Source organism: Pedobacter sp. SAFR-022 (assembly GCF_051965375.1).
Taxonomy (GTDB): Bacteria; Bacteroidota; Bacteroidia; order Sphingobacteriales; family Sphingobacteriaceae; genus Pedobacter.
The window spans coordinates 26,017-50,784 of record NZ_JBQCME010000009.1 but is presented as its reverse complement, the minus strand read 5'-3'; the positions used below and the strand labels follow the sequence as shown (position 1 = coordinate 50,784).

24 protein-coding genes are annotated in these 24,768 nt (G+C 43.6%); 5 read left to right on the top strand and 19 right to left on the bottom strand.

Annotated features, from left to right (window positions below; translation table 11 throughout):
- The first annotated feature begins 82 nt into the window (after positions 1-82).
- The gene (locus tag ACTHQF_RS16615; RefSeq protein WP_440431977.1) at positions 83-655 is read left to right on the top strand and encodes a MarC family protein; all 573 of its coding nucleotides are present in this window, start codon (positions 83-85) and stop codon (positions 653-655) included.
- A gap of 157 nt (positions 656-812) precedes the next feature.
- On the opposite strand, the gene ACTHQF_RS16610 is transcribed toward ACTHQF_RS16615, so the two are convergent.
- From ACTHQF_RS16610 to ACTHQF_RS16590, 5 genes are read right to left on the bottom strand one after another with little or no spacing between them, the layout of a single operon-like run.
- Complete coding sequence (locus tag ACTHQF_RS16610; protein ID WP_440431975.1) at positions 813-1,976, bottom strand: RsmB/NOP family class I SAM-dependent RNA methyltransferase; 1,164 nt, start codon at positions 1,974-1,976, stop codon at positions 813-815.
- Complete coding sequence (locus ACTHQF_RS16605; RefSeq protein WP_440431973.1) at positions 1,973-3,214, bottom strand: ABC transporter substrate-binding protein; 1,242 nt, start codon at positions 3,212-3,214, stop codon at positions 1,973-1,975. Before ACTHQF_RS16605 ends, ACTHQF_RS16610 begins: the two co-directional genes overlap by 4 nt.
- On the bottom strand, positions 3,171-4,700 hold the full coding sequence (gene guaA / locus ACTHQF_RS16600; RefSeq protein ID WP_440431971.1) for a glutamine-hydrolyzing GMP synthase: 1,530 nt from the start codon (positions 4,698-4,700) through the stop codon (positions 3,171-3,173). The genes ACTHQF_RS16605 and guaA overlap by 44 nt, the downstream gene beginning before the upstream one ends.
- Positions 4,701-4,708: 8 nt before the next feature.
- Positions 4,709-5,128: a deoxycytidylate deaminase gene (locus ACTHQF_RS16595; protein ID WP_440431969.1), complete on the bottom strand. Its 420-nt coding sequence runs from the start codon at positions 5,126-5,128 to the stop codon at positions 4,709-4,711.
- A 39-nt stretch (positions 5,129-5,167) separates the two neighbouring features.
- A complete protein-coding gene (locus ACTHQF_RS16590; RefSeq protein ID WP_440431967.1) occupies positions 5,168-6,775 on the bottom strand; it encodes an MFS transporter in 1,608 nt (535 codons plus the stop codon).
- A gap of 209 nt (positions 6,776-6,984) precedes the next feature.
- Here ACTHQF_RS16590 and ACTHQF_RS16585 point away from each other — a divergent pair, with 209 nt between their 5' ends.
- Positions 6,985-7,602, top strand: coding sequence for a LysE family translocator (locus tag ACTHQF_RS16585; protein ID WP_440431966.1), 618 nt, complete (start codon positions 6,985-6,987; stop codon positions 7,600-7,602).
- A 99-nt stretch (positions 7,603-7,701) separates the two neighbouring features.
- Here ACTHQF_RS16585 and ACTHQF_RS16580 read toward each other — a convergent pair whose 3' ends face one another.
- The 14 genes from ACTHQF_RS16580 to ubiE all read right to left on the bottom strand — a co-directional run bounded on the left by ACTHQF_RS16580 (position 7,702) and on the right by ubiE (position 21,469).
- Positions 7,702-9,603: an amidophosphoribosyltransferase gene (locus ACTHQF_RS16580; RefSeq protein WP_440431964.1), complete on the bottom strand. Its 1,902-nt coding sequence runs from the start codon at positions 9,601-9,603 to the stop codon at positions 7,702-7,704.
- A 245-nt stretch (positions 9,604-9,848) separates the two neighbouring features.
- Positions 9,849-10,670, bottom strand: coding sequence for a glutamate racemase (gene murI / locus ACTHQF_RS16575; RefSeq protein WP_440431962.1), 822 nt, complete (start codon positions 10,668-10,670; stop codon positions 9,849-9,851).
- Positions 10,671-10,734: 64 nt separating this feature from the next.
- Positions 10,735-11,328 (bottom strand): OmpH family outer membrane protein, encoded by a 594-nt coding sequence (locus tag ACTHQF_RS16570; RefSeq protein WP_440431960.1) that lies wholly within the window; start codon positions 11,326-11,328, stop codon positions 10,735-10,737.
- 37 nt (positions 11,329-11,365) lie between these two features.
- Positions 11,366-11,896: an OmpH family outer membrane protein gene (locus tag ACTHQF_RS16565; RefSeq protein WP_440431958.1), complete on the bottom strand. Its 531-nt coding sequence runs from the start codon at positions 11,894-11,896 to the stop codon at positions 11,366-11,368.
- Between the two features lie 8 nt (positions 11,897-11,904).
- Complete coding sequence (gene bamA, locus ACTHQF_RS16560) at positions 11,905-14,448, bottom strand: outer membrane protein assembly factor BamA (RefSeq protein WP_440431956.1); 2,544 nt, start codon at positions 14,446-14,448, stop codon at positions 11,905-11,907.
- A 62-nt stretch (positions 14,449-14,510) separates the two neighbouring features.
- Positions 14,511-15,251, bottom strand: a complete 741-nt coding sequence (locus ACTHQF_RS16555) for an isoprenyl transferase (RefSeq protein WP_440431954.1) — start codon at positions 15,249-15,251, stop codon at positions 14,511-14,513.
- A gap of 134 nt (positions 15,252-15,385) precedes the next feature.
- On the bottom strand, positions 15,386-16,207 hold the full coding sequence (locus ACTHQF_RS16550; protein ID WP_440431952.1) for a DUF6089 family protein: 822 nt from the start codon (positions 16,205-16,207) through the stop codon (positions 15,386-15,388).
- A 1-nt stretch (position 16,208) separates the two neighbouring features.
- Positions 16,209-17,090: an NAD kinase gene (locus ACTHQF_RS16545; protein WP_440431950.1), complete on the bottom strand. Its 882-nt coding sequence runs from the start codon at positions 17,088-17,090 to the stop codon at positions 16,209-16,211.
- Positions 17,091-17,098: 8 nt separating this feature from the next.
- Positions 17,099-17,761 (bottom strand): CBS domain-containing protein, encoded by a 663-nt coding sequence (locus ACTHQF_RS16540; protein ID WP_440431948.1) that lies wholly within the window; start codon positions 17,759-17,761, stop codon positions 17,099-17,101.
- The gene (locus ACTHQF_RS16535) at positions 17,762-18,526 is read right to left on the bottom strand and encodes an alpha/beta fold hydrolase (RefSeq protein WP_440431946.1); all 765 of its coding nucleotides are present in this window, start codon (positions 18,524-18,526) and stop codon (positions 17,762-17,764) included.
- A 179-nt stretch (positions 18,527-18,705) separates the two neighbouring features.
- Positions 18,706-19,152, bottom strand: a complete 447-nt coding sequence (locus tag ACTHQF_RS16530) for a GatB/YqeY domain-containing protein (protein ID WP_440431944.1) — start codon at positions 19,150-19,152, stop codon at positions 18,706-18,708.
- A gap of 20 nt (positions 19,153-19,172) precedes the next feature.
- Positions 19,173-19,934, bottom strand: a complete 762-nt coding sequence (locus ACTHQF_RS16525; RefSeq protein ID WP_440431942.1) for an SDR family oxidoreductase — start codon at positions 19,932-19,934, stop codon at positions 19,173-19,175.
- A gap of 45 nt (positions 19,935-19,979) precedes the next feature.
- On the bottom strand, positions 19,980-20,741 hold the full coding sequence (locus tag ACTHQF_RS16520) for a type IX secretion/gliding motility protein PorT/SprT (protein ID WP_440431940.1): 762 nt from the start codon (positions 20,739-20,741) through the stop codon (positions 19,980-19,982).
- Positions 20,738-21,469, bottom strand: a complete 732-nt coding sequence (ubiE, locus tag ACTHQF_RS16515) for a bifunctional demethylmenaquinone methyltransferase/2-methoxy-6-polyprenyl-1,4-benzoquinol methylase UbiE (protein WP_440431938.1) — start codon at positions 21,467-21,469, stop codon at positions 20,738-20,740. Before ubiE ends, ACTHQF_RS16520 begins: the two co-directional genes overlap by 4 nt.
- Positions 21,470-21,522: 53 nt before the next feature.
- On the opposite strand from ubiE, the gene yihA reads away from it, so the two are divergent.
- Genes yihA through ACTHQF_RS16500 form a run of 3 tightly spaced genes read left to right on the top strand, consistent with a single transcriptional unit; the run spans position 21,523 to position 24,741 of the window.
- Positions 21,523-22,152: a ribosome biogenesis GTP-binding protein YihA/YsxC gene (gene yihA / locus ACTHQF_RS16510; protein WP_440431936.1), complete on the top strand. Its 630-nt coding sequence runs from the start codon at positions 21,523-21,525 to the stop codon at positions 22,150-22,152.
- A gap of 3 nt (positions 22,153-22,155) precedes the next feature.
- The gene (locus ACTHQF_RS16505; RefSeq protein WP_440431934.1) at positions 22,156-23,022 is read left to right on the top strand and encodes a UbiA-like polyprenyltransferase; all 867 of its coding nucleotides are present in this window, start codon (positions 22,156-22,158) and stop codon (positions 23,020-23,022) included.
- 3 nt (positions 23,023-23,025) lie between these two features.
- Positions 23,026-24,741, top strand: a complete 1,716-nt coding sequence (locus tag ACTHQF_RS16500; protein WP_440431932.1) for a M3 family oligoendopeptidase — start codon at positions 23,026-23,028, stop codon at positions 24,739-24,741.
- The last annotated feature ends 27 nt before the right edge of the window (positions 24,742-24,768 follow it).

Genomic DNA, 24,768 nt, shown 5'->3' with positions numbered 1-24,768 from the left:
CAAAAGCGGCTGTCCAAAAGATAGCCGCTTTTGTTTTATAATGTAGTTAATAGAATTACCTTTGTGCTAAAATCTTAAACTGATGGAATTCAATATAAGCCAGATCCTTACAACCTCTATGGTGTTATTTGCTGTGATTGACATCTTGGGCTCCATTCCGATCATCATTGAGCTGAGAAGAAAAGCCGGTCACATCGAGTCTGAAAAGGCTACGCTGGTTGCAACCGTATTGATGATCATCTTTCTGTTTGCAGGTGAAGGCTTACTGAAGATCATTGGTCTTGATGTTGCCTCTTTCGCAATCGCCGGTTCTCTCGTAATCTTTGCCCTGGCTATGGAAATGGTGCTGGGTCTAACCTTGTTCAAGGATAAGGAAGAAGCACATGAAACGGTTTCCATTGTACCGCTGGCCTTCCCGATCATTGCCGGCGCAGGTACCATGACCACCCTGCTTTCCTTAAAAACGGAATACACGAGCCAGAATATTCTGGTCGGCATTATTATTAACATGCTTTTCGTGTACTTTGTATTGAAGAATACCAAAAGGTTGGAGCGGCTACTTGGTAAAACTGGCCTGAACATTCTACGTAAAGCCTTCGGTATCATTCTACTAGCCATCGCTATCAAGTTATTCAGAAACAATACAGGATTGTAAACAAAATAGCTTAAATTGGTGTTAAGCAAATAAACCGCACAATGAACAGCTTTGAGCAATATACGCTGATTATTGGCTTACTCGCCATATTCTTTGAGGGCATCCGGCACCTGAAGGAAAAACTGCGTGCCTGGCTGGCAGCGCATGCAAAGAGTCATTAAACTTTTCGAAAACGCGCCACAAACATCGTGTCCGCCTTTTCATGATAACCTTTTATGACTTCCATCTCTTCGAGCTGCAGGCCGCAGGTCTGTTGCAGGTGATCTACTACAGCTTCGTTTTCTGCTGAAAATACCGAGCAGGTAATGTAAATCAACGGCTGACCTGGCTTTAAATACTTCAGTACATTGGTCGCGATCGCCTTTTGAAGACCGTTAAACTGCTTTACCTTATGCTCGTTGAAGTAGTACAGCATTTCAGGCGTTCTGCCCCATGTTCCGGAGCCGGAGCAAGGTGCATCAAGGATGATCCCGTCGAACTCGTAGTGGTGCAGATGCTGCTCATTATCGACCAGTAGGTCAAGGACCTTCTTCTGGTATTTATTTATTCCAGCTTCCTGGAAACGTTCATCGAGATTATTCAGGCTGTTCTCACGGACATCACTTACCAAAAGTTGAACCTTTGGCTCCATTTCATGGAGCAGTAGCGATTTTCCGCCTGAGGCGGCGCAGCAATCCCACCAATATTCATAAGGCTTCGGTTGAAAGTACTTGCCGGTACGTTGTGAGGATAGATCCTGCACCTGATAGTATTTGGTGTTGGGAAGAATATGCCCCAACTTGGTGCCATTAGGCAGCGAGAACACATTCTCCGACAGCTCCTTTACATGCACCCCCGCTTCAGTAAGCGTGGTATGTATTTCAGTGGCATGTTTTGCTTTCACCCGAATAAACAGATCTGGTTGCGTGAAGAAAGATTCAAGAAAAGCCTGACGGTCGATACCTTCAGACAGCGGCTCGCTGAAGGGAAAGATCGCTTCCAGCTCGAATTCGGGATACTGATCTTGGACCAGTACAAGTTTTGCAGCAATAGGTAAACTCACCTGCTCATGCCACTCCGGCTGCTGGCTTTGCAGCAATAAACTGCTGCTGGTATTGCAAAGGAAATCCCCCACCACAAGACGATCCAGCAGGCTTCGCTCTGGCAGGGCTTTGCCGATCCTGAAGAAGCTGTACAGGTACCTGGAAGCCCACCTTCTATCGGAAGAACCCATTTGTTTATTCGCCTTAAAATAACCCACCAGAAAGCGGTGTAAAGGCTGAGAACCGTCGTATTCCTTAAATATCTTTTCGAACGTTCTGATCTGATGTTCTACTTTCATTCAATTGTGTTTAATGCAAAATTCTTGTACTGTAACAACATCAGACTGGTGTTGATATAACCGAGTTTATCGTCATGTACAAAGTGGAAGCCATTATGCAAGCCCCGGTAATTATGTTTGGTCATCTGATTCAGGAAATTTGGACCTGATCTGGCGATCAGATTCCCAAAGAACAAGCCAATATCGTAACCTTTAAAAGCATATTCACTCGGTTCAAACTCGTACGCCTGTCTGTACTTTTTCACAAATTCGATAACCGCTGGTCTACGGTAATCAATCTTATAAGAACTGCTTACAATAGTGTTTAAGGCCTGAAGTTTTTCTGCGGGATAAGACTGTTTGGTCCAGTTTGGATGGCCATACAGGCTTACGTTTAAGCCAGCACGTTGCATTTTCAAAAGCTTATCAATGCTCGCAGTTACAAAAGCCTTATTCGAAGAGCTTAGCAGGACGATGTATTTTTTGTCCTTCTGCACTTTCATTTCCATGGAAAACACCGAGGCGTATTCCTGAAAGCTGAACTTTTTATTCTTCAGATTGGTAAAATATTGCCTCAAGGGTGCTCCGAAAACCTCATCGTCTGAACTTTTGGGATTGATAAGCACCACCACGGTATTTTCTGAATTATGATTCTTGCTGATGTGCGCACCAATCTTCTGAACATGCAGGTTGATGTTGTTAACCACAGAGATCAGATTTGGATTATTAAACTCCTGTGGCAGGGAGGCCGCGAGTGGAGAAACGATGGGCAGCTTGTTAGCAATCGTGTAGTTGGCGATGTACTTCTGTCCATCCGGGTAAACGGGGCCGACCAGCAGGTTGCTCTTTGCAAGCTCGCCCGATTTCATGACGCTTTCTATTTGAGCATTATAGTCGCGGGTGTCCAGTACATTGATCTTGAAGTTGAAACCTGAAGTGGCGGCAGAATCAATACCCAGCATAAAGCCCTGGTAGAATTCGATTGCGAGCGCAGCCTTTTCTACTTCAGCCTTTGTAGGTGCATTGATGTTTATTTGATTGAGCTTAAACGGAAGCAACATCGAGATTGTTGCTTCCGTAAATTTCCTGGACTCCGGCTCAGTTGCCGCCCGCTCCTCCTTTTTCTCAGGTGCGGAAGGTGTTGGTGTTGATTTCGGCTGTATCTTTGGTGAACAGGCGGAAATCAGTAAACCGAAGGCAAGGGTAATGAATATTTTATTCCCACTCAATCGTTGCTGGTGGTTTGGAGCTGATATCATATACAACGCGATTAATTCCTTTTACTTTATTAATGATTTCATTAGAAATTTTAGCGAGTACAGGGTAAGGTAAATGACACCAATCGGCAGTCATGCCATCTACAGACTCAACGGCCCGCAGGCAAATTACATTTTCGTAAGTACGCTCATCGCCCATCACACCGACAGACTGCACGGGCAAGAATATTGCACCCGCCTGCCACACCTGATCGTATAACCCGGCTTCCTTCAAATTGTTTATATAAATTGCATCAGCTTCCTGAAGAATGGCAACCTTCTCTGCGGTTACATCACCCAAAATACGGATGGCCAAACCTGGTCCAGGGAAAGGATGACGTCCAAGGATCACCTCGTCGATACCAAGGGTTTTTCCTACACGCCTTACTTCATCCTTGAATAAAGTATTTAATGGCTCTACAACCTTTAATTTCATGTATGCAGGCAAACCACCAACGTTATGGTGCGACTTGATCGTTGCAGAAGGACCTTTTACCGATACCGACTCGATCACATCAGGATAAATGGTGCCTTGTCCCAGCCATTTCACGTTCTGAACTTCATGAGCCGCATCATCGAATACTTCGATGAACACACGGCCAATTGCCTTGCGCTTCATTTCGGGATCTTTCAATCCAGCCAGCTGGCTCAGGAACCGGTCTTTGGCATCAATACCTCTGATGTTTAAGCCCATATGTTTATACTGTTCCAAAACAGCTTCGTATTCATCTTTTCTCAACAAACCGTTGTCTACAAAAATGCAGTGCAGGTTTGTGCCGATCGCTCTATGTAACAACACCGCTGCTACGCTGGAGTCTACACCGCCAGAAAGCCCAAGAACGACCTTATCGTCGCCAAGCTGTTCCTTCAGGTTTGCTATAGTAGAGTCAACGAAAGCATCCGGGGTCCACTCCTGCTTACATCCGCAAATGTCCACGAGGAAGTTTTCCAATAGTTGCTTACCGTCGGTACTGTGTGTTACTTCCGGGTGAAACTGGATAGCATAGGTTTCCGTGTTTTTAACCTGGTAGGCTGCTACACGAACGCTGTCTGTGCTGGCAATAATTTCGAATGTATCAGGCACTTCAGTAATGGTATCACCATGTGACATCCAGACCTGAGAGCTTTCATTGATGTTTTTAAATAATTTGCTGTTTTGAGAAACATAGCCAAGGTTGGCTCTGCCATATTCTCTTGTAGAGGATGGTTGTACATCTCCGCCAGAATGTAAGGCGATGTATTGCGCGCCGTAGCAAACTGCAAGCACTGGATAATGCTGCATGAACCGCTCTAGTTCAATCTGTGGTGCGTCTTCTTGTCTAACAGAATAAGGACTTCCGGAAAAGATGATACCTTTTACGTTGGCAGTTATTTCCGGAATGTTGTTAAAGGGATGAATTTCACAGTAAACGTTTAGCTCGCGAACTCTTCTTGCAATAAGTTGTGTGTACTGGGATCCAAAATCGAGAATTATGATTTTTTCTAGCATGGCCAAAGTTAGTATTTTATAACTTCTACGCCGAATCTTTTTAAGAAATCCACGCCTTCATCACTCGCCAGGCCTTTATATTCGGCATAGGAGTTTTTGAAAACAACGTGTTTAATTCCAGATGATAAAATAAGTCTTGCACATGCGATGCATGGGGAAAGGGTGCAATATAAAGTGGCACCTTCCAGGTTTGATCCATTCTTCGTAGCAAAGAGAATGGCATTTTGCTCTGCATGGAGTGCGAGTAAGCAACTGCCACGGGAGTCTTTTTCGCAGCCGGTTTCCGGCCATTCTTCGTCGCAGTTGTGTGTACCTGCAGGCGGACCATTATATCCGATCGAGATGATGCGGGTATCTTTGGCTAGAACAGCACCTACTTGTGCCCGCACACAATGTGAGCGGGCAGCAAGATCGGTTGCTAAATTCATGTATATATCGGTGAAACCAGGTCTTGAACCCATATGGTCTTAGTGTCCTCCTTCAGCCGCGATTTCTTCAACATTGATGCCCTGGCTTTTCAGAACACCGCTAACTCGCCATGCGAAGAAGATCAGGTATGCAAAGCCGATCAATGGAACGATGTACGAAGCATGGATACCTTCAGCATCTGCAAGCGTACCCTGGATCGGCGGAATGATGGCACCACCTAAGATCATCATAATCAGGAATGATGAACCCTGACTGGTGTATTTACCCAGGCCGGTGATGGAAAGGGCGAAAATAGATGGCCACATGATGGAGCAGCAAAGACCACCACTAATGAAAGCGAAAATCGCAATCGGACCAGTTGTTACCAGACCTACAATCATCGCAATGACACCAAGGACACTGAAAATGGCCAGGGTTTTAGCTGGTTTCTCCTGTCCGATAAAGAATGCAATGATCATGATGGCAACAGAAACCGCATAAACGTAAAGGTTGCCCACTTCGGTACCAGTAGCATGTGTTACCAACAGAATGACACCAAAAGCGATAAAGGGCACTATTACGGTCAAAACCGTTTTAGTAGTCTTGGTAAGGTTAAATGCACTTACAGCACCGGTCCAACGACCAATCATCATACTTCCCCAATAAAGAGAAATGTATTGTTTAATGTCCGACTCTTCTAAACCGCCAAATTCAGGCAGGTTAAGCAAGGTACCCAGATTACTTTGAATGGTTACCTCCACGCCTACGTAGATGAAAATGGCAAGCATACCCAAGATCAGCTGTGGGTATCGCATGGCACCCCAGTCTTCAGGACGTTCCTTTTTGTTTAGGTACGCATATAACAATGAACCAACAATAATCACTAAAGAAGAATAAACGTATACAGATTCGCTGATCTGTGTCATGCGTGCTAAAGGACTTGCCGCAAGCACCATTAAAAATCCTAGGATCATGACGAAGATCGGGCCGTTTGATTTCGGGCTGGTCTCGATTTTATCGGTATTGGTTACTTCAGGAAGTTTAGTGAAGGCATAAAATACAGCTACAGCCAGGAATAAACCCGCAAGGATATAATATAGGTTATTGATAGAAGTAATATCCACCGCTTTAGGCACTGCATCACTCGCAGATCCAAACAATACGATACTTACAATCACCGGTCCCATCAATCCACCGAAGTTGTTCACGCCACCTGCAAGATTTAGTCGGTGGGTACCGCTTTCCTCAGGTCCAAGTGCAACAACAAAGGGGTTGGCTGCAGTTTGCTGCAAGGAAAACCCAATTGCGATAACGAAGAAGGCAAGTAAGATGAAGGCAAAGGAGCCTGAATGTACCGCTGGAACCATCAACAAGGCGCCACCAGCCGATAGTACAAGGCCGGCAATGATCCCCTTCTTGTAACCAATCTTATTTAGTATATCAACTTTACTGGCTTGAGATGCGAAATAAAGAATTAGTGATCCGATGAAGTATCCCCCGTAAAAGGTGTAGTCAATTAGTTGGGATTCGAATTGGGTTAGATTAAAATGTGTCTTACAGAAGGGAATGAAGACCCCGTTCGATGCAGCTACGAAACCCCAGAAAAAGAAAACGGTGATAATGCTGTATAGCGCCGTTCCATAATTTTTTTGTTCGTCTTGTTTCATGTTATGGTTAGTGAATAGTTTTGTGCGATAAACATAATTAAAAAATTTGTGCTACTACCTGCATTGTCTGTACAATCTTTAAATGTAACTTAAAAGATAGCCCTTGAAGGTAATTTTTCCTCGTTTTGGTGGTTTTATATGGGTTAGGGTTATAGACCCGCTTTTTTAGCTTAAATTTGCATATTAGCACATCATACACACACAAATTAATGTTTGAAGCAATAATACAAGGGATAGGTGCGGGCATTTTGTTTTCATTTTTAACAGGGCCTGTGTTCTTTTCCATGATTAAAACCAGCATTGAGAAAGGCTTTAAGGCTGGTTTTTCTTTAGCCATCGGCGTGGTATTAAGTGACATCATCTTCATCACCGCAACCATCTTCAGCGCACAGTTTGTCGTCTACAATTCAAAATACAATCAATATATCGGAATTATTGGAGGCTTATTTTTACTGGGTGTAGGCCTTTATTACCTGATCAATAAGGTAAAGGTTAATTACGATCTGAAAGCTACAGAGAATATCAGGCGCAGAGGTTATGTACTGAAGGGTTTTCTGATGTGCCTGCTATCGCCAACTACACTGATGTTCTGGATTATGGTGGGCGGCTTTGTTTCCGTCCAACTGCACTTTGAAACTGCCGAGAAGATCGGCTTTTTCGTTGTAGCTATGGCTACGCAGCTCACGGTTGATGCGGTTAAGACCTTTTATGCCGCTAAACTGCGGTACAAGATCAAAGAACAATCTATTCAAAACCTGAACCGCGTGGCGGGCGCAGTAATCATCATCTTCGCGATCCGCCTGTTTATAGAGGTGTTTAACCATTAAACATGCTGGTATTTAGAAGTTAACTTCTCTGTTAAGAGCAAAAAAAAAGAGGCTGAACCCTATGATACAACCTCTTTTTTTATGCGGTTAGTAATACTACTAGTACGCTCTTTTATTGCTGCCCTCTTTCCAGTTGACAAATGCTTTGTTCACGACTTTATTTCCACCTGGTGTTGGGTAATTTCCGGAGAAATACCAGTCGCCGGTGTGTCCTGGACAAGCGATGTGCAGGTTATCTAAAGTTTGATAGATCACTTCCACCTTTGCATTGATACCTTCTGGGGTGATGATCTTCGTGATTTGCGCAGAGATCTCTTCCTGGCTAAAAGGCTCGTAGATCTCTTTGACATGATTGACGATCTCTTCTTTCGGCAATTGCAAGGAAGCTTTACATTTTGCATAAACTTCATCGATGATGTGCTCCATGCCGCGTTCCCGAAGCAACTGGATCGCTGCTTCAAAAGCAACAAACTCACCCATTTTCGACATATCGATACCGTAGCAGTCCGGGTAACGTATTTGCGGCGCTGAAGAAACAATGATGATCTTAACGGGGTGTAGTCTGTCGATGATCTTGATGATACTCTGTTTCAGGGTCGTTCCACGAACAATCGAGTCATCTATGGCAACCAGGGTGTCAGCATGATTCTTGATCACCCCGTACGTGGTATCATAAACGTGGGCAACCATATCGTTACGGTCTGCATCCTGGGTGATAAAGGTCCGGAGTTTAACGTCTTTGATGGCCAGTTTCTCCACCCGGGGGCTCATAGAAAGCAGTTCATCCAGTTCTACATCATCTACCTGACCCTGTTTTCCAAGGAGGGTGTCTTTTTGAACCTGACGTATATGTTTATGTAGTCCTTCAACCATACCATAGAAGGAAACTTCTGCAGTATTCGGAATGAAAGAAAACACGGTGTTTTTAAAGTCGTAATTAACGGTATTTAGAATCTGAGGACAAAGTAATTCCCCTAAACGCTTCCGCTCTTTATAGATATCGGCGTCACTGCCTCTGGAGAAATAAATGCGTTCGAAAGAACAAGCGCGTTTTTCCAAAGGCTCACGGATCATTTCCTCCGTCACCTTTCCATTCTTTTTAACGATCAGTGCATGTCCTGGTTTAATCTCCTGAACATCACGGAATGGAATGTTAAACGCTGTTTGGATTGCAGGTCTTTCTGATGCTGCAACAACAATTTCATCATCTGCATAGTAGAATGCTGGTCTGATACCAGCAGGGTCTCTGAGGATGAAAGCATCACCATTACCAACAATTCCAGAGATCGCATATCCACCATCCCAGGTTTTAGCGGAACGGCGAAGGATGTTCGCAATGTTTAAGCCTTCTGAAATCCGGTGCGTAATGGCAACATTATCTAACCCTTCTTTTTTATAAGCATCAAATAGATCCTGATTCTCATCATCCAGGAAGTGGCCGATCTTTTCAAGAACAGTAACGGTATCAGCCTGCTCTTTTGGATGTTGACCAAGTTCATACAACTGCTCCAGCAGTTCGTCTACGTTGGTCATGTTGAAGTTTCCGGCAATAACCAGGTTACGGGTCATCCAGTTATTCTGGCGCAGGAAAGGGTGACAATTTTCAATGCTATTCTGACCGTGGGTACCGTAGCGTAAGTGGCCCAATAATACCTCTCCAATGAAACTTACGTTGGCTTTAAGCCATTCCGCATCTTTCATTAACTCCGGTTTTTCATTCTGGATGTTCACGAACTTGTTCTGAACATATCCGAAGATATCAGCAACGGCATTTTGTGCCATTGATCTGTATCTACTGATGTAGCGGTGCCCTGGTTTAACGTCAAGCTTTATGGTAGCAATACCTGCCCCATCCTGCCCCCGGTTATGCTGTTTTTCCATTAACAGGTACAGCTTGTTCAGGCCGAAAAGGGCCGTGCCATATTTTTCCTGGTAATAAGAGAGGGGTTTTAAAAGACGAATAAAAGCAATTCCGCACTCGTGTTTGATCTGGTCGCTCATTAGGTGTTGTTTGAGCCGCAAATTTACCGCTAATTAAAATTAGAACCTAACAAGAATTACTTCTTTCGGTAGGCTGATCGTAAAAATTACAGTGTGTTGTATATCACGGACATTAGCTTGTTTAATGTGGCGACTAGCAAGATATCCTTAATGCACACAGCCTTGCAGCAAACAGGAAAACGTATTCAGGAGCTCAATTAAACTTTTTTCAGGAGCTCAATTAAACTACCGCACAGGAATCAGCACTAGAGAAGAAGGGCCTCTGATTTGATGGAAGCGCCGAAGAATAAGGAACCTAAAGTATCAAAGACCTCCGGATCACCGCTGGTTACGAAGCGCTGCCCAGCCGCCAGGCTAAGATGCCCTTCAATCTCCGGATGCCTGGACAGATAATCTTTCAGGCTGTTCGCTACGATATCGCCCTGGCTCAGCAAGGTAATACCTTCCGGTAGATACGCTTTCAGCTTTGGAATGAGCAGTGGGTAGTGCGTGCAGGCCAATAGTATGCAGTCTATACCGGCTGTTTTATCCAGCAGCCTTTGCAGGTAGGTTTGTACAAAATAGTCGGCACCGGGGTTCAGGTGTTCGTTGTTCTCGATCAACGGGACCCACATCGGACAGCTTTGCTGAACGACCTCAATATGCGGATAAAGCTTATTAATCTCCAGTTGATAAGAAGCGGACTTCACCGTACCCCTGGTGCCCAACACGCCAACTTTATTGCTAATCGTATATTGATCGATCACTTCTGCTGTTGGCCGGATTACGCCAAGCACCCGGTGATCTGGATATTTATGTGGAAGGATATGCTGCTGAATGGACCGGAGTGCTTTCGCGGAAGCCGTGTTACAAGCCAGTATAACAAGCGAGCAGCCCTGAGCAAACAACCATTCCACACAGTCTAAAGTATACCGGTACACCGTTTCATAGGAATGATCCCCGTAAGGTGCCCTGGCATTGTCCCCGAAGTAGATGTAGTTATATTCCGGGAGTTGCGGAATAATGGATTTGAATACGGTAAGGCCACCGTAACCGGAATCGAAAATACCAATAGCGTTGTTTCTCATGAGGGCAAAAAAAAGCGGAACCAGACCTGAGTCTGATTCCGCAATTTACACTAAATTCTTAAGATTATTTCTTTGTCGCAGGTGCAGCAGCTGCTGATGCAGGTGTTGCAGAAGCTGAAATACCTAACTTGGTTTTTACGGCATCAGTGATGTCATCACCACCTTCGAAGTAAACCACGTTGTTTCCATCTTGTTGTGCAGCTACGTCAAGTACATAAGCTAGACCTTTTTCTTTAGCAACAGTTTTAATGGCGTTGCTTAGTTTTCTAAGGATCGGCTCAGTTAATTCACCTTGTTTTTGAGCTAATTCTTGTTGAGCTTTTACTGAAGCATCTTTAATTCTGGTATCAAGATCTTTTAACTCGGTATCCATTGCTTGCAACTCTTTACCTACAGTCTCTTTATTCGCTTCACTTAGTGTTTTTTGCTTAGCGATTGCAGCTTGATATTTGGTTTGAAACTCAGCCTGCATTTTTTCGATCTCTGCCGACTTGGTTTTATTCAGATTTTCTAGCGTAGTCTGTGTTGTTTTAGCCTCTGGCATCAACATTAAAATTGTCTGTGAATTCAGGTGTGCTACCTTTTGTTGTGCATTCGCAATGTTAGCAGTGAATACCAATCCTGCTGCTACAAAGAATACATTAATTAACTTTCTCATTTTATTCTTGTTTGTGATTTTATGTTTGATTTTGTGTTTACTTAACTAACGCGCCTGGCTTGTACCCTAGTCTCGTGATGATGTCATTGCTGACGTCATAGTTTGCACTAGAGTATATCATCATCGTAGCGCCGCTGCTTTTATCGAAGATGAAGTCCAGGAGTTTTCCTTTTGCATACTCGGCTATAGTGTTAGACACTTTTTCCTGAATAGGTTTAAGCAGCTTTACACGTGATTGAAAAAGATCACCTTCAGGGCCAAATTTAGAACGTTGAAATTCTTTGGCGGCTTTCTCTTTTTCGATGATTTCGTTCTCCCGGCGTTTACGCATATCATCTGTCAGCAATACCTGATCAGCCTGATAAGCTTTGTACATTTTGTCCAATTCCGCAAAGGAGTTGTCAGCTTGTTTCTGCCATTGTTGTGCGAGTACGTCAAGCTGGTTTTGTGCTGATTTGTACTCAGGCATGTGTTTTAAAATATATTCGGAATCTACATAAGCGAACTTTTGTGCAAATGCACTCATTCCGGCAATAAGCAAGAAGCTTAATAAAAGATACTTTTTCATAAGTGTGATTAGTTAAATCCTCCTAATTGTTGTGCAATACTAAAGTGGAACTGGCCTTTATTGGCATCAGGTATACCAGGTATTTTATCAAATCCGTAACCATAATCAATGCCAAGTAATCCAAATATCGGTAAAAATATTTTGGCACCTACACCCACCGATCTTCTGATGTTGAAAGGATTGAAGTCACTGAACTTATCCCAGGTGTTACCACCCTCTGCAAAAGTTACCAGGAATGCTGTTGCCGATTGTGAGGCAATTACTGGATATCGTAGTTCTAGTACATACTTGTTAAAGATCGGGCTACCTGATTGTCTGGCGTTATTCTGATTTGCACCAACCGGAATTACAGAGTTGTTAGAATAACCACGCATTGCAATCAGCTCAGATCCTTGTAAGAAGTCAAACCCTTGCATACCATCACCACCCAATTTGAAACGTTCGAATGGAGACTGACCTACAGCTGAACTATACGAACCTAAGAAACCAAACTGTGCCTGTGCTTTCAATACTAACTTGCCAGTGATACGTTGGAACCATTGCGACTCGAATTTCCACTTGTGATATTCAGTGAACTTATAACGCTCTTTATCGGATGCTGTTGCATAGTTCGTATTATTAAATAACGAATATGGCGGCGTAGCCTGAACGGTGAATCTGAAGTACGAACCACCGGTAGGGAAAATTGGGGAATCCCTTGAATCCCTGCTCAGCTCTTGTGTTAAGTTGAAGTTATATGAGGTACCAGTTGAAAACAAGAAACCACTGTAATTCTCCAGAATGTACTGCTGTGCATTGATGGCATGCGACAACTGGAAGTAGTTATCCGGCCAGTTCAACCTTCTACCCAAACTTACCGTAACACCGTTCATGCGGATACTTTGGTTTTCAGTTGTAGTAAGCCTGTATTTCTGAGATGAAGTAAAAGCACTTAATCCAAAGCTTACCGGTTTCTTACCACCTAACCATGGCTCAGAGAAGGAGAAGCTGTAAGACTGGTAGTACGAACCGTTGGTCTGCCCTCTAAGGCTTAGCTTCTGTCCATCACCTTTTGGAAGTGGTCTGTATGCCTTACCATTGAAGATATTTCTTAAAGAAAAGTTGTTGAAGGTTAAACCCAAGGTACCGATTACACGGCCACCACCGAAACCACCTGAAAGTTCAATTTGATCTGAAGGTTTTTCCTCTACGGTGTACTCAATATCTACCGTACCATCTGCAGGGTTCGGCTTCGGTGTAGGTACAGTTTTCGATTCGTCGAAGTTACCCAGCTGACCGATCTCCCTTACGGTACGGATCAATTGTTCTTTTGAAAACTTCTCTCCCGGTTTGGTACGGATCTCACGTAATACCACACGATCATTCGTAATGGTGTTACCTTTTACCGTGATCTTGTTGTTGGTGTACTGCGGACCTTCATAGATACGCAACTCCAGATCTACCGTATCACTGTAAATTTTAGTCTGTACAGGATCTACGTTAAACGTAAGATAACCGTCGTTCAGGTAAATACTTGAAACGTCATCACTATTACCATCGCCTCTAAGTTTCTTCTCCAGTTTCAATTCACTGAATACATCACCCTTTTCTATACCCAATACTTTCTCCAGGTATTCCGTGCTGTATTTGGCATTACCTGCCCAGTTGATGTTACCGAAGTAATACTTGTTACCTTCAAAAACCTCGATGTCGATCGCTACAGCTTTGTCGCTGTATTGATAAACACTATCCCTGATGATCACCGCATCGCGGAAACCTTTGTCCTGCATTTTTTCTACCAGGGCAAGTTTATCTTCTTCGTATTTCTCTTTATTGAATTTTCCAGAACCGAAGATCTTGTAAAAGGCCTGTTGGCGGGTCTTCTTGAGGAACTTTCTAAGCTTCGCTGAACTAAACTCCTTGTTGCCGGTAAAGTTGATCTTACGAACCTTTACCTTACGTCCGCGATCAATATCAACCTCCAGGATCTGGCTGTTTTCCGCATTCGGATCATCTTTGGCTTTGAATTCTATGTTGGTAAAGAAGTAGCCTTTATCAGAAAGATATTTCTTAATGGTTGTCGAGGTGCTGTTATAAAGGTTCTCGTTGATGATCGACTTACCAGATTTGGAGTTCAATCTTTCCAGAATGTCGGTGTTTTGAGATTTACTTACGCCTTTAAGCTCGAAAGAACTTAATCTTGGGCGTTCTACCACCTGTATATCAAAGAAAACACTATCCTCTTCAAGTCTGGTGATGTTAATTTCAATATCATCAAACAATCCATTTGCCCAAAGCGTTTTTATGGCATTAGACGTAGCATCTCCGGGCAAGGTAACTCGCTCACCTTTGATTAATTTAGAAAGTGTGATAATGACCTCTTTGTCCAGATATTTAGTACCACTTAAGGTTGTGCCGCCAATGATGTACTCCTTTGGATTGAAATAATCGAGCTCCGTTCCAGAGACTTTTAAGGAAGGTGTAGCTTGTGGAGTGGCAGGTGGACGCGTGATTTGTGCTACTGCCGGAAACCCACACAATAACAGTAATATAAGTTGGTATATTCTTTTCATTTATTTCTAAAAAACGATGCTAAGTTAATTTAAACACATGTTAAAAAGTGTTAAAAGTAAAATTAGTTCAGTTGTTCACTAATCTTTCCGAAGCGCCTTTCGCGCTTCTGATAATCAACAATAGCTTCATAAAGATCCTCTGAACGGAAGTCTGGCCAGAGCACATCAGTAAAATATAATTCTGTATAGGCCATCTGCCAAAGAAGAAAATTACTAATACGGTGCTCGCCGCTGGTGCGGATCATGAGTTCCGGATCGGGAATATTGGTTGTGGTAAGTTGAGCTGCAAAGGCATCTTCATTGATCTGATCAACATCCATCTGTCCGTCTTTTACCTGCTGTGCAAGTTTACGGGCGGCTTCGGTGATCTCCCATTTCGCACTATAACTTAAAGCCAGCGTGAGCGTACAACTGGTGTTGTTCTCCGTTTTCTGCATCGCGCTCTTAAGGTCGTCGATACAGCGTTGCGGAAGGGAAGCAATGTTGCCTATTGCGTTTAATTTGATGTTATTCTTGGTAAGTGTTTCAAGCTCTTGATTGATCGTGGAAATGAGCAATTCCATCAGGAAGTTCACTTCTTCAATCGGGCGGTTCCAGTTCTCTGTAGAAAAAGCATACAGGGTAAGGTGTTTCACACCGATCTCCACACAGCCTTCCATGATGTCTTTAACCGACAGCACGCCGCTTTCATGTCCTACACCGCGAAATTTCCCCTGATTTTTGGCCCAGCGTCCATTTCCATCCATAATGATGGCAATATGTTCCGGTAACCTGGATAAGTCAATTTGTTCTTTAAATCCCATTAATTTATATACGAAAACGCCGAAGCTCTGAAGTAGTTTTTAGAACTGCAAAGGTATAAGATATGCCTTTACGTTCCAAATTGTTAATGTCAAGTTCTGCGCTGATAAAACCTTAGTAGACAATCTGATACTTTTTAATGTTTTAAGAAGTTGAAACAGTCTTCTGTAAACGAAAATGATAGCCCGATAGTACCGAACATATAACTATCACGCTTTTTTCCGTCGCCACGTTGTGTATCCCTGGCCCCAATCTGATTAGGTGAAGGATCAGAAATGATGTTGAAAGCGTGTTCATACTCCGTTAACAAAGGTTTTTCTGAAGAAGTAACATATTTCGTCGCATAATAGCCGCTCACATCATCCAGATAGTCGGTTAGTGGGGTACGATAGCCCAATTCCGCCAGTATACTGAAACTCGTGTTCTTTATCCTGGCTTTAAAGCCCGCACCATAGATCGCCGAAAGTGTGTAGGTACGATATCGCTGGCTTTGCCCTTCCGACTGCCATTTGTAAGTCTTGTAGAATTGATCGTATGTCGCCGTTGGCTTGAATATTAAACCTCCTGCTCCGCCAAACACATAAGGACTGATGTTTCTTCTTCCACCGCCGGTAAAGTAATCCAGAAAATTGAAATCCAGCTGAAAGCTGATTTCGTTTAAGGGTGTTTTGAAGTTGATGTTTCGTTCCCGGGATTGCGTTAAGTTAGATTTGGCATCGTCACCGGAAATGGTACCGTGCATATAATGAAGTCCTAATCCCCAGTATGGGTCGAAGTTCGCTTTCACGAACACCCCTGCAGCCAGGCCACTCATCTTTATAGGATTGTTCGGGTTAAGTTCACCCATGTATCCTGCCCCACCCACCTTAGCGCCAACTTCCCAAACCTGCGCATGCAGACCCAGGCTCGAGATTAGTAAAGTTATTCCTAGACTTATAAACTTCTTTGTAAACTTCATATTAGTAATTACGGGTATCTATGCCCCAGAGCAACTTATTCCTTAACGTGGTTAAGTAAGTTTCACCATTTAGCCGGATCAAGTTTACAGGGAAGGAAGCCTTGGAAAGTTTGATTTTAACAGAACGGTCTACCGTTTCCGTCCTCGAATCGCAGGAAACCAGAAATTTGGCACTTCTTGCTTCGACCTTAAAGGTCAGGGTCGCATCATCGGGAACAATAAGCGGTCGCACGTTCAGATTATGGGGAGCTATAGGTGTAATAACAAAATTTTGTGAACTGGGTAGTATAATCGGTCCGCCGCAACTTAAAGAATACGCGGTAGACCCCGTTGGTGTAGCAATAAGTAAGCCATCTGCCCAGTAAGAGTTGATAAATTCATCGTTCATGTAAGCATGAATGATCATCATTGCTGAATCATCGCGACGATGAATCGTTACATCATTTAACGCAAAGTTCTCATCTCCAAACAGATTGTATTTCGATGCCAGGCTCAACACACTGCGCTTATCCAGGGTATAATTTTTATTGATCAATGCCGCAATTGCGGTCCTTACTTCGTTTTTGTTGATGCTGGCTAGAAAACCTAAACGACCAAAGTTAATCCCAATCACGGGAATGCCCGAATCGCGCACCAATGCAAGGGTATCCAGGAGTGTACCATCACCACCGAGGCTGATCAGCAGGTCTGCTCTTTCAATCAGTTCTGCGTTATTCTGAAAGGTCGTGAAACCCTCACAAACCTTGCATTTGCTTTTTATGAACTCATGATATTCCTGATAGATAACGGCTTTAATCTGGTAGAAATCCAGGGCATCAAAAACCTCCTGTACATAGGGTAAAACAGTGTCATTAAATGCTCTTCCGTAAATTGCAATTCTCATGGAGGATTTTAAACGTTTAAGTAGTTCATCAAAGAGTTGTAACGGTCTTCTGTACCATTGTCAATCTTTGTGGTGTTGTAAACTGCCTTCACCTCATAGTTGTATCTTTCAAATGAAGCTATAATTCCAGACAGCTCGGTCTTGTTGATCTTAAGGGTGACCTCAAGCTTGGTAGAGTCCGGGAATGCACGGACAAAAGAAGAGAGCACCTGCGCATTGTCGGCCTCAACAACCTGAGACATGTGTGCAAGTGAGTTATTGCGGTTACTGATCTCCAGCACAATTGTTCCACCGGGTTCCTGAAGGGAGAAGATCTCTGCGGTGTATTTGATCAGATCTCTTTCCGTGATTGTTCCAAGAAAATTATTGCTGGCATCCAATACTGGTATAATGCAAAGCTGCAGCTGGTCCATCAGGCGAATTACATCGTAGATGTGTGTATCATGAAACACAAAGGGATTGAGCAGCCTTAATGGCCTATCTGAAATCCGGATTTCCGGGTCACGGATCTCCAGAAGCTCATCCTCGGTAATCACACCCAGGTATTGGTTATCATTCACAATAGGCAGCTGAAAAACCTTGAACTCATTCATTCTGGACAAGCCACGCTGAATCGTATCAGCAGGGCTAAGTGGTACAATGACGTTAGATATGAGTTCAGCAGCTACCATTTATTTCAATAATATTCGGTTTAAAAATTTTCCAAGGTATTCATTAAACTCCTCAGGTCGTTCCATCATCGGCGCATGACCGCATTTATCCACCCAGTTTAATTCCGAGTTCGGCAATAATTGATGGAATTCCTCTGCCACATCTGGCGGAGTCACTTTATCCTGCTTACCCCATATTAAAGATACCGGGATAGTGATCTTCGGAATCTCCTTAGACATATTATGACGGATCGCCGATTTCGCAAGTGCAAGAATCCGGATCACCCTAGATCGGTCGTTCACCGATTTAAAGACCTCATCAACCAGCTCCTTTGTTGCTGTTGCAGGGTCGTAAAAGGTGTAAGCAACTTTCTCTTTGATGTACTCGTAACTTTCCCTTCTCGGAAAAGAGCCACCAAAGGCATTCTCATATAAGCCAGAACTACCTGTAAGCACAAGTGCTTTTACATGTGCCTGGTGCGCCACGGTAAAGGAAAGTCCTACATGACCACCTAAGGAGTTTCCGATCAGCACCACCTGGCTTAATTTTTTATGTTTAATAAATTTAAAGACGTATTTAGAAAGGCTTTTTACACCCAGGGTTAAAATAGGAAGTTCATATATCGGTAAGATCGGAACAAGGATGTGATAACGATCTTTAAAATGGTCAATGGTTGCCTCCCAATTGCTCAATTCTCCCATCAATCCATGAAGTAATACCAGGGTTTCGCCTTTTCCTGCTTCTATATATTTGAACCCGTTTTCTTCTATTACTTCGTATTTCATCAGTTTGTATTAGTTTTATACGCGGAGCCATGCAGGCTCCATATGTATCTTTTTAGTTAAACAGCTTATCGGATGAATAGCCGCTGAACAAAGAGATGTCACTAAGTTAGCAGACATATGCTACAATATGGCATTTATGTCGGATTTTTGTCCTTCAGCTGCCAAAATCCGAGCACAATTTATGCCAATTGCGCTTTAACCACTTCCGCAATTAATTTGCCGTCAGCCTTACCTGCGAGTTCTTTATTTGCAAGACCCATAACTTTGCCCATATCTTTCACCGAACTGGCGCCTGTTTGCGAAACGATACCAGCGATCACCGCTTCCACTTCCGACCGATCCATCTGCTTCGGCAGGAACTGACTGATGACTTCAATTTCTTCATCTTCAACCTGCGCAAGATCCGCCCGGCCCTGTGTTTTATAGATGTCGGAGGATTCTCGCCGTTGCTTAATCAACTTCTGAATTATTTTAACCTCAGCTTCTTCCGTAATCTCCTCTGCCGGACCTTTCTCCGTTTTCGCAAGCAGTAAAGCTGCTTTAATCGCCCTTAGACCTCTTAATTGTGCCTGATCTTTAGCAAGCATGGCTTTTTTGATCTCCTGATCAATTGTATTGGAAAGCATATCTCTGTAATTAATGTTAATTATTTTTTATAGGTCAGTGATGCCGAGGCCTGTGCCGTTGGCATGATCAGCATATCGTTGATGTTCACATGAGCAGGCCTGCTTGCAGCAAACCAGATGGCATCTGCGATATCCTGCGCCATTAGTGGCTCCAGACCTTCGTACACACTTTTTGCACGCTGCTCATCACCTTTAAAGCGCACGATCGAAAACTCCGTCTCCACCATCCCCGGATTGATCGCCGTTACCTTAATCCCATGTGGAAGCAGATCCATACGCATCCCTTTATTCAGCGCATCAACCGCGTGTTTCGTGGCACAGTAAACATTTCCGTTTGGATACACCTCTTTGCCGGCGATGGAGCCGATATTAACGATATGTCCAGCCTTGTGCGAAATCATCCAATTGGATACGGCCTTGGTTACATACAACAATCCCTTCACATTGGTATCTATCATGGTATCCCAATCCTCCGTATCACCTTTGTCAATCGGATCCAAACCCTGGCTCAAACCGGCATTGTTAATCAACACATCAACTTTCTTCCAGGCTTCTGGGAGCGACTCCAGCGCTTCCGTAATGGATTGCTTCTCCCGCACATCCGAAACGAGTGACTTTACCTCGATCTGGTGTGTATCCTGAAGTTCCTTTGTAATATCATCCAGCAATGCCGTTCTTCTGGCTACTAAAACCAGATTATAGCCCTGTTGCGCAAACGTTCGGGCGCATGCTGCGCCGATGCCTGATGTTGCTCCTGTGATCAATGCTATTTTTGAATTCATAACGATTATTGTTTCACAAAGCTAGAATTATTTCCAGCTGAGCGGTTATTCAAAAAACAAACTAAATGTCACATGACGCAACATCAACTTATTCAATGGATTTGAATATGGATTGTTGTTGTCATGTTCTAAAATGCTGTTGAAGCTAGACGAATATTTGATTTCAGGCGACATTTTGAAGTATTCAAAATAAAGATCCATGCCCAGGCCAGCTTCATAAGACAGGAAGTTTTTCTTATTCTGCAATAGCATTTCCATCGAGGTTTTGCCGTCATTGCTCCGTTTTTTGGCAGAGGTGATATCCATGGAGTACTTCAAGCCTCCGATCATGTATGCACGGAAATTTTTGCGGCGGTCAGATTTCAGTTTAAAGCCTAAAGGGAAATCGATTACGGTGGTTTGCACCACTTGCTCGCGTGCAGGTTGTTCTGGCTCCCCACCTATCGTTTCATTCCTGATAAATTGATAATGTAAAATCCTATCGTTGAAAACAAGTGTTGGGGTTAAACGCAGATCTGCATGACTGCTTACACGCTTGTTGACCACAAAGCCTAATCCATATCCAATTTTATCCTCCGCATTTATGTAGCGAAAACCATCATGCACTAGTGCGGGAGGATTTTGAGTTAAGTCATAATATTGATCCCCCCAATCAGGCTTCTTCAAAACCTTATATTCAGAGCTAAGCACCTGGAAGGTAAATCCGAAATGTATATCTTTTTCATCAACACCACCGCCCCAGTTTTGCGCTTTCGCACTTGTTATGGCACCAAAGAACGCAATCAGGAGTATTAAGGTTTTTCTCATTTTATACCAGTATAGATTGAACTAATACCAAACGTTAAAGTAATCTGTTTGGTTTGACTGAAGCCTACCCTTTCCATCAACTGGGTAAAGGCGGTACCATCCGGGAAGGCCGCAACCGACTCAGGAAGATATTGATAGGCCCGAGCGTCTTTGGAAAATACTTTCCCGAAAAATGGCGTGATGTGCTTAAAATAAAAGTTGTACAGCTGCTTCACCGGGAAACCCTGCGGTTTTGAGAATTCAAGAATAACGATCTTGCCGCCAGGTTTTAATACCCGGCGCATATCGGCAAGCCCCTTTTCCAGATTTTCGTAGTTGCGTACACCATAGGCTACCGTAATGGCATCAAACTGATTGTCCTCGAAAGGCAGCATTTCCGAGTCACCAAGACGTACCGAGAATACATGTTCCAGCTTACGCTCCCTGATCTTTCTCTTGGCCACCTCAAGCATTCCAGCAGATATATCTACCCCGGTAATCTTTTCAGGCTTTAAGATCTTGATGGCTTCAAATGCAAAATCTCCCGTTCCGGTTGCCACATCTAAAATGGATTTAGGTTGCTGTGCTTTTAACTGCCGAATGGCCTTTTTACGCCAAAGGATATCAATACCAAGCGACATGAAATGATTAAGAAAATCATAGGTGCCGGAGATGTTGTTAAACATGGTAGCTACCTGTTCTTTCTTGGTAACCGTCTGATTGTGGTACGGGGTTATTTTTTCATTCATGGTGATTGGCAAAGATAAGTAATTGTTGAAAACTAATTTTCTACCTTTGTGAAATGATTATAAAATCAGCAACATTCGTTTGCAGCAATACCAAGGTATCGGCATTGCCAATCGCAAATATGCCTGAGTATGCTTTTATCGGGCGCTCAAATGTCGGCAAATCCTCCCTGATCAACATGCTGGTAAACCAGCACGGATTGGCGAAGACCTCCCAGAAACCTGGAAAAACACAGCTTATAAACCACTTCCTGATCAATGAGAAATGGTATATCGTCGATTTACCTGGTTATGGATATGCTAAAGTTTCGAAATCCAGCAGAGAAGCCTGGGAAAAGTTCATCCGCAACTACATCACCAAACGCGAAAGCCTGCAATGCATCTTTGTTTTAATCGATAGCAGGCTGGAGCCACAAAAGATTGATATTGAATTCTGCTGCTGGTTAGGTGAAATTCAGGTGCCATTTGCACTGGTATTTACTAAGGCAGATAAACAGTCTGCTCCAAAAACCGACGCCAACGTCGCTTTATTCAAAAAACAACTTTCAGGTTGGTTTGAGGAAATCCCGCCTTACTTTGTAACCTCCGCAGAAAAAGGTCAGGGTAAAGAAGCAGTGCTTCAGTTTATTGATGAGGTTAACCAGGATTTCGTAATGCCTGTTCTAACGCCAAAAGAAGATTTATAGAAGATGAAGAAATTCTTTTCGCTGGTACTATTCGCCCACTCCATATTCGCACTACCCTTTGCGATGATTGGATTTTTTCTGGGCGTAACTACCAGCACTCAACCATTCAACTGGTTTTTACTTTTACTCGTACTGCTATGTATGGTATTTGCACGAAATGCCGCCATGGCTTTCAACAGATACCTGGACCGCGATATCGACGCCAAGAACCCAAGAACGGTGATGCGTGACATCCCGGCGGGCCGCGTATCCGCTAATGAGGCGCTCATATTTGTCATTGTCAACTGCCTGCTTTTTGTAATTGCCACAGCTTTTATCAATGATCTGTGTTTATACCTTTCTCCTGTTGCACTTTTTGTGGTACTCTTCTACAGCTACACGAAACGGTTTACCGCATTATGCCACCTCGTACTCGGGCTGGGTCTCTCCCTTGCACCCATTGGCGCATACATTGCCGTAACCGGTGCTTTTGACATTGTACCCGTATTGTACTCCTTTGCCGTCCTGTTTTGGGTAAGCGGCTTCGACATCATCTATGCGCTGCAAGATGAAGACTTTGACCGGGCTGAAAAGCTACACTCTATCCCTGCTGCCTTGGGCATTAAAAATGCCTTGAGGCTTTCTGTGGTGTTGCATATCTGCTCTGCCATCTGCGTGATCCTGCCAATTTTCTTTAGCGAGTTTAGCTTTGTTTACTATATCGGTGTTGCTTTCTTTTGTTTCATGCTTACCTATCAGCATTTGCTGGTAAAGCCGAACGACATCAGTAAAGTAGACCGCGCCTTTGCTACGACCAATGGCTATGCATCTGTCGTGTTCGCATTGTGTTTTCTACTCGATGCGTTTTTAAGAACCAACTATAATTTCTAAACCATGATCGATTTAATAATTCCGAAAAAAACAAGAACATACATTCCACAGGAGCTTGAAATTAAATGGGAAACCCTGGCGCCTATCTTTGACGAATTGCAGAACAGAGCACTACCAACAGTGGCCGATCTGGAGCAATGGTTGAAAGATAAAAGTGAACTTGAAGCAGCACTGGAAGAAGACTTCGCATGGCGCTACATCAGAATGACCTGCGACACCAATAACGAAACACTGGTTCAGGCTTTTCAATACTTTGCAACGGAAATCGAACCCAAAATAGCGCCGATCAATAATACGCTAAATAAAAAACTAGTGAACCACGAGCTCGTTGATGAGCTCGATCAGGATAAATATTTCGTATACCTTCGTGCGATCAAAAAATCGCTCGAGATCTATCGTGATGAAAACGTCCCACTATTTACCAAATTACAGGTCGCACAACAGAAATACCAGGCGATCAGCGGCGCGATGAGTGTACACCTCAATGATCAGGAATATACGCTGGAACAAGCAGCGGCCTTTCTGAAAGATGTAAACCGCGAGGTACGTCAGCAAGCCTGGGAAGCAATTCAACAACGCCGCCTGGTTAATAAGGACGAACTGAATGTGCTGTTTGATGAGTTGATCACCATGCGACATGAAGTGAGTTTAAACGCCGGTTTTGAGAACTATCGCGACTACATGTTCCAGGCTTTGGGCAGATTCGACTATACACCTAAAGACTGCTACAAATTTGCAGAAGCTATAGAGAAAGAAGTTGTGCCGATCTTAAAAGATCAGGCAGACAAACGTGCTGCAGACTTAGGTATTTCCCCGCTGAAACCATGGGATATGGATGTAAGTACAAGTGGTAAACCCGCATTGAAGCCCTTTGCGAACGGGGAAGAGCTAGTTGATAAAACCATAACCTGCTTTGAGCGCATCGATCCTAAACTCGGACAGATGCTGGCAACCATGAAAGCAAACAAGCTTTTCGACGTAGAAAGCCGTAAAGGCAAGGCACCTGGTGGCTACAATTACCCACTTGCAGAAACCGGGGCCCCGTTCATCTTCATGAACTCGGCAAACACCCTTCGTGATCTTACCACTATGGTACATGAAGGTGGTCATGCGGTACATACCTTTTTAACGGCAAACCTGGAGTTGAACGACTTTAAGCACTGCCCTTCTGAAGTTGCCGAGCTTGCTTCCATGAGCATGGAGTTGATTACTATGGACCAGTGGGATGTCTACTTTGACAAGGAGGAAGACCTGATCCGCGCCAAACGCGAACAGCTGATCGATGTACTGAAAACCTTGCCTTGGGTGGCAGTTATAGACCAGTTTCAACATTGGATCTATACCAATCCCGGACATAACGCTGCAGAACGGGAATCCGCCTTCAAGCAGATCTACAGCAGATTTGGTGCTGGCTTTGCCGATTGGGAAGGTCTGGAAGCGTCCTATGGCAATCTTTGGCAGAAACAGTTACACCTGTTTGAAGTACCTTTTTATTACATTGAATATGCAATTGCTCAACTTGGCGCGATAGCGATCTATAAAAACTACAAGGAAGACCCCGCTAAAGCTTTAAAGCAATACCTTGAAGCATTGGCATTAGGGTATACCAAACCAATGAATGAGATCTATGAGACTGCAGGGATCAAGTTTGATTTCAGTGTTGATTATGTTGCTGAACTTGCTGACTTCATCAAAAATGAATTGGCCAGGTTAGATTAGTAATACAACAATTTATCTAAGTTTGAA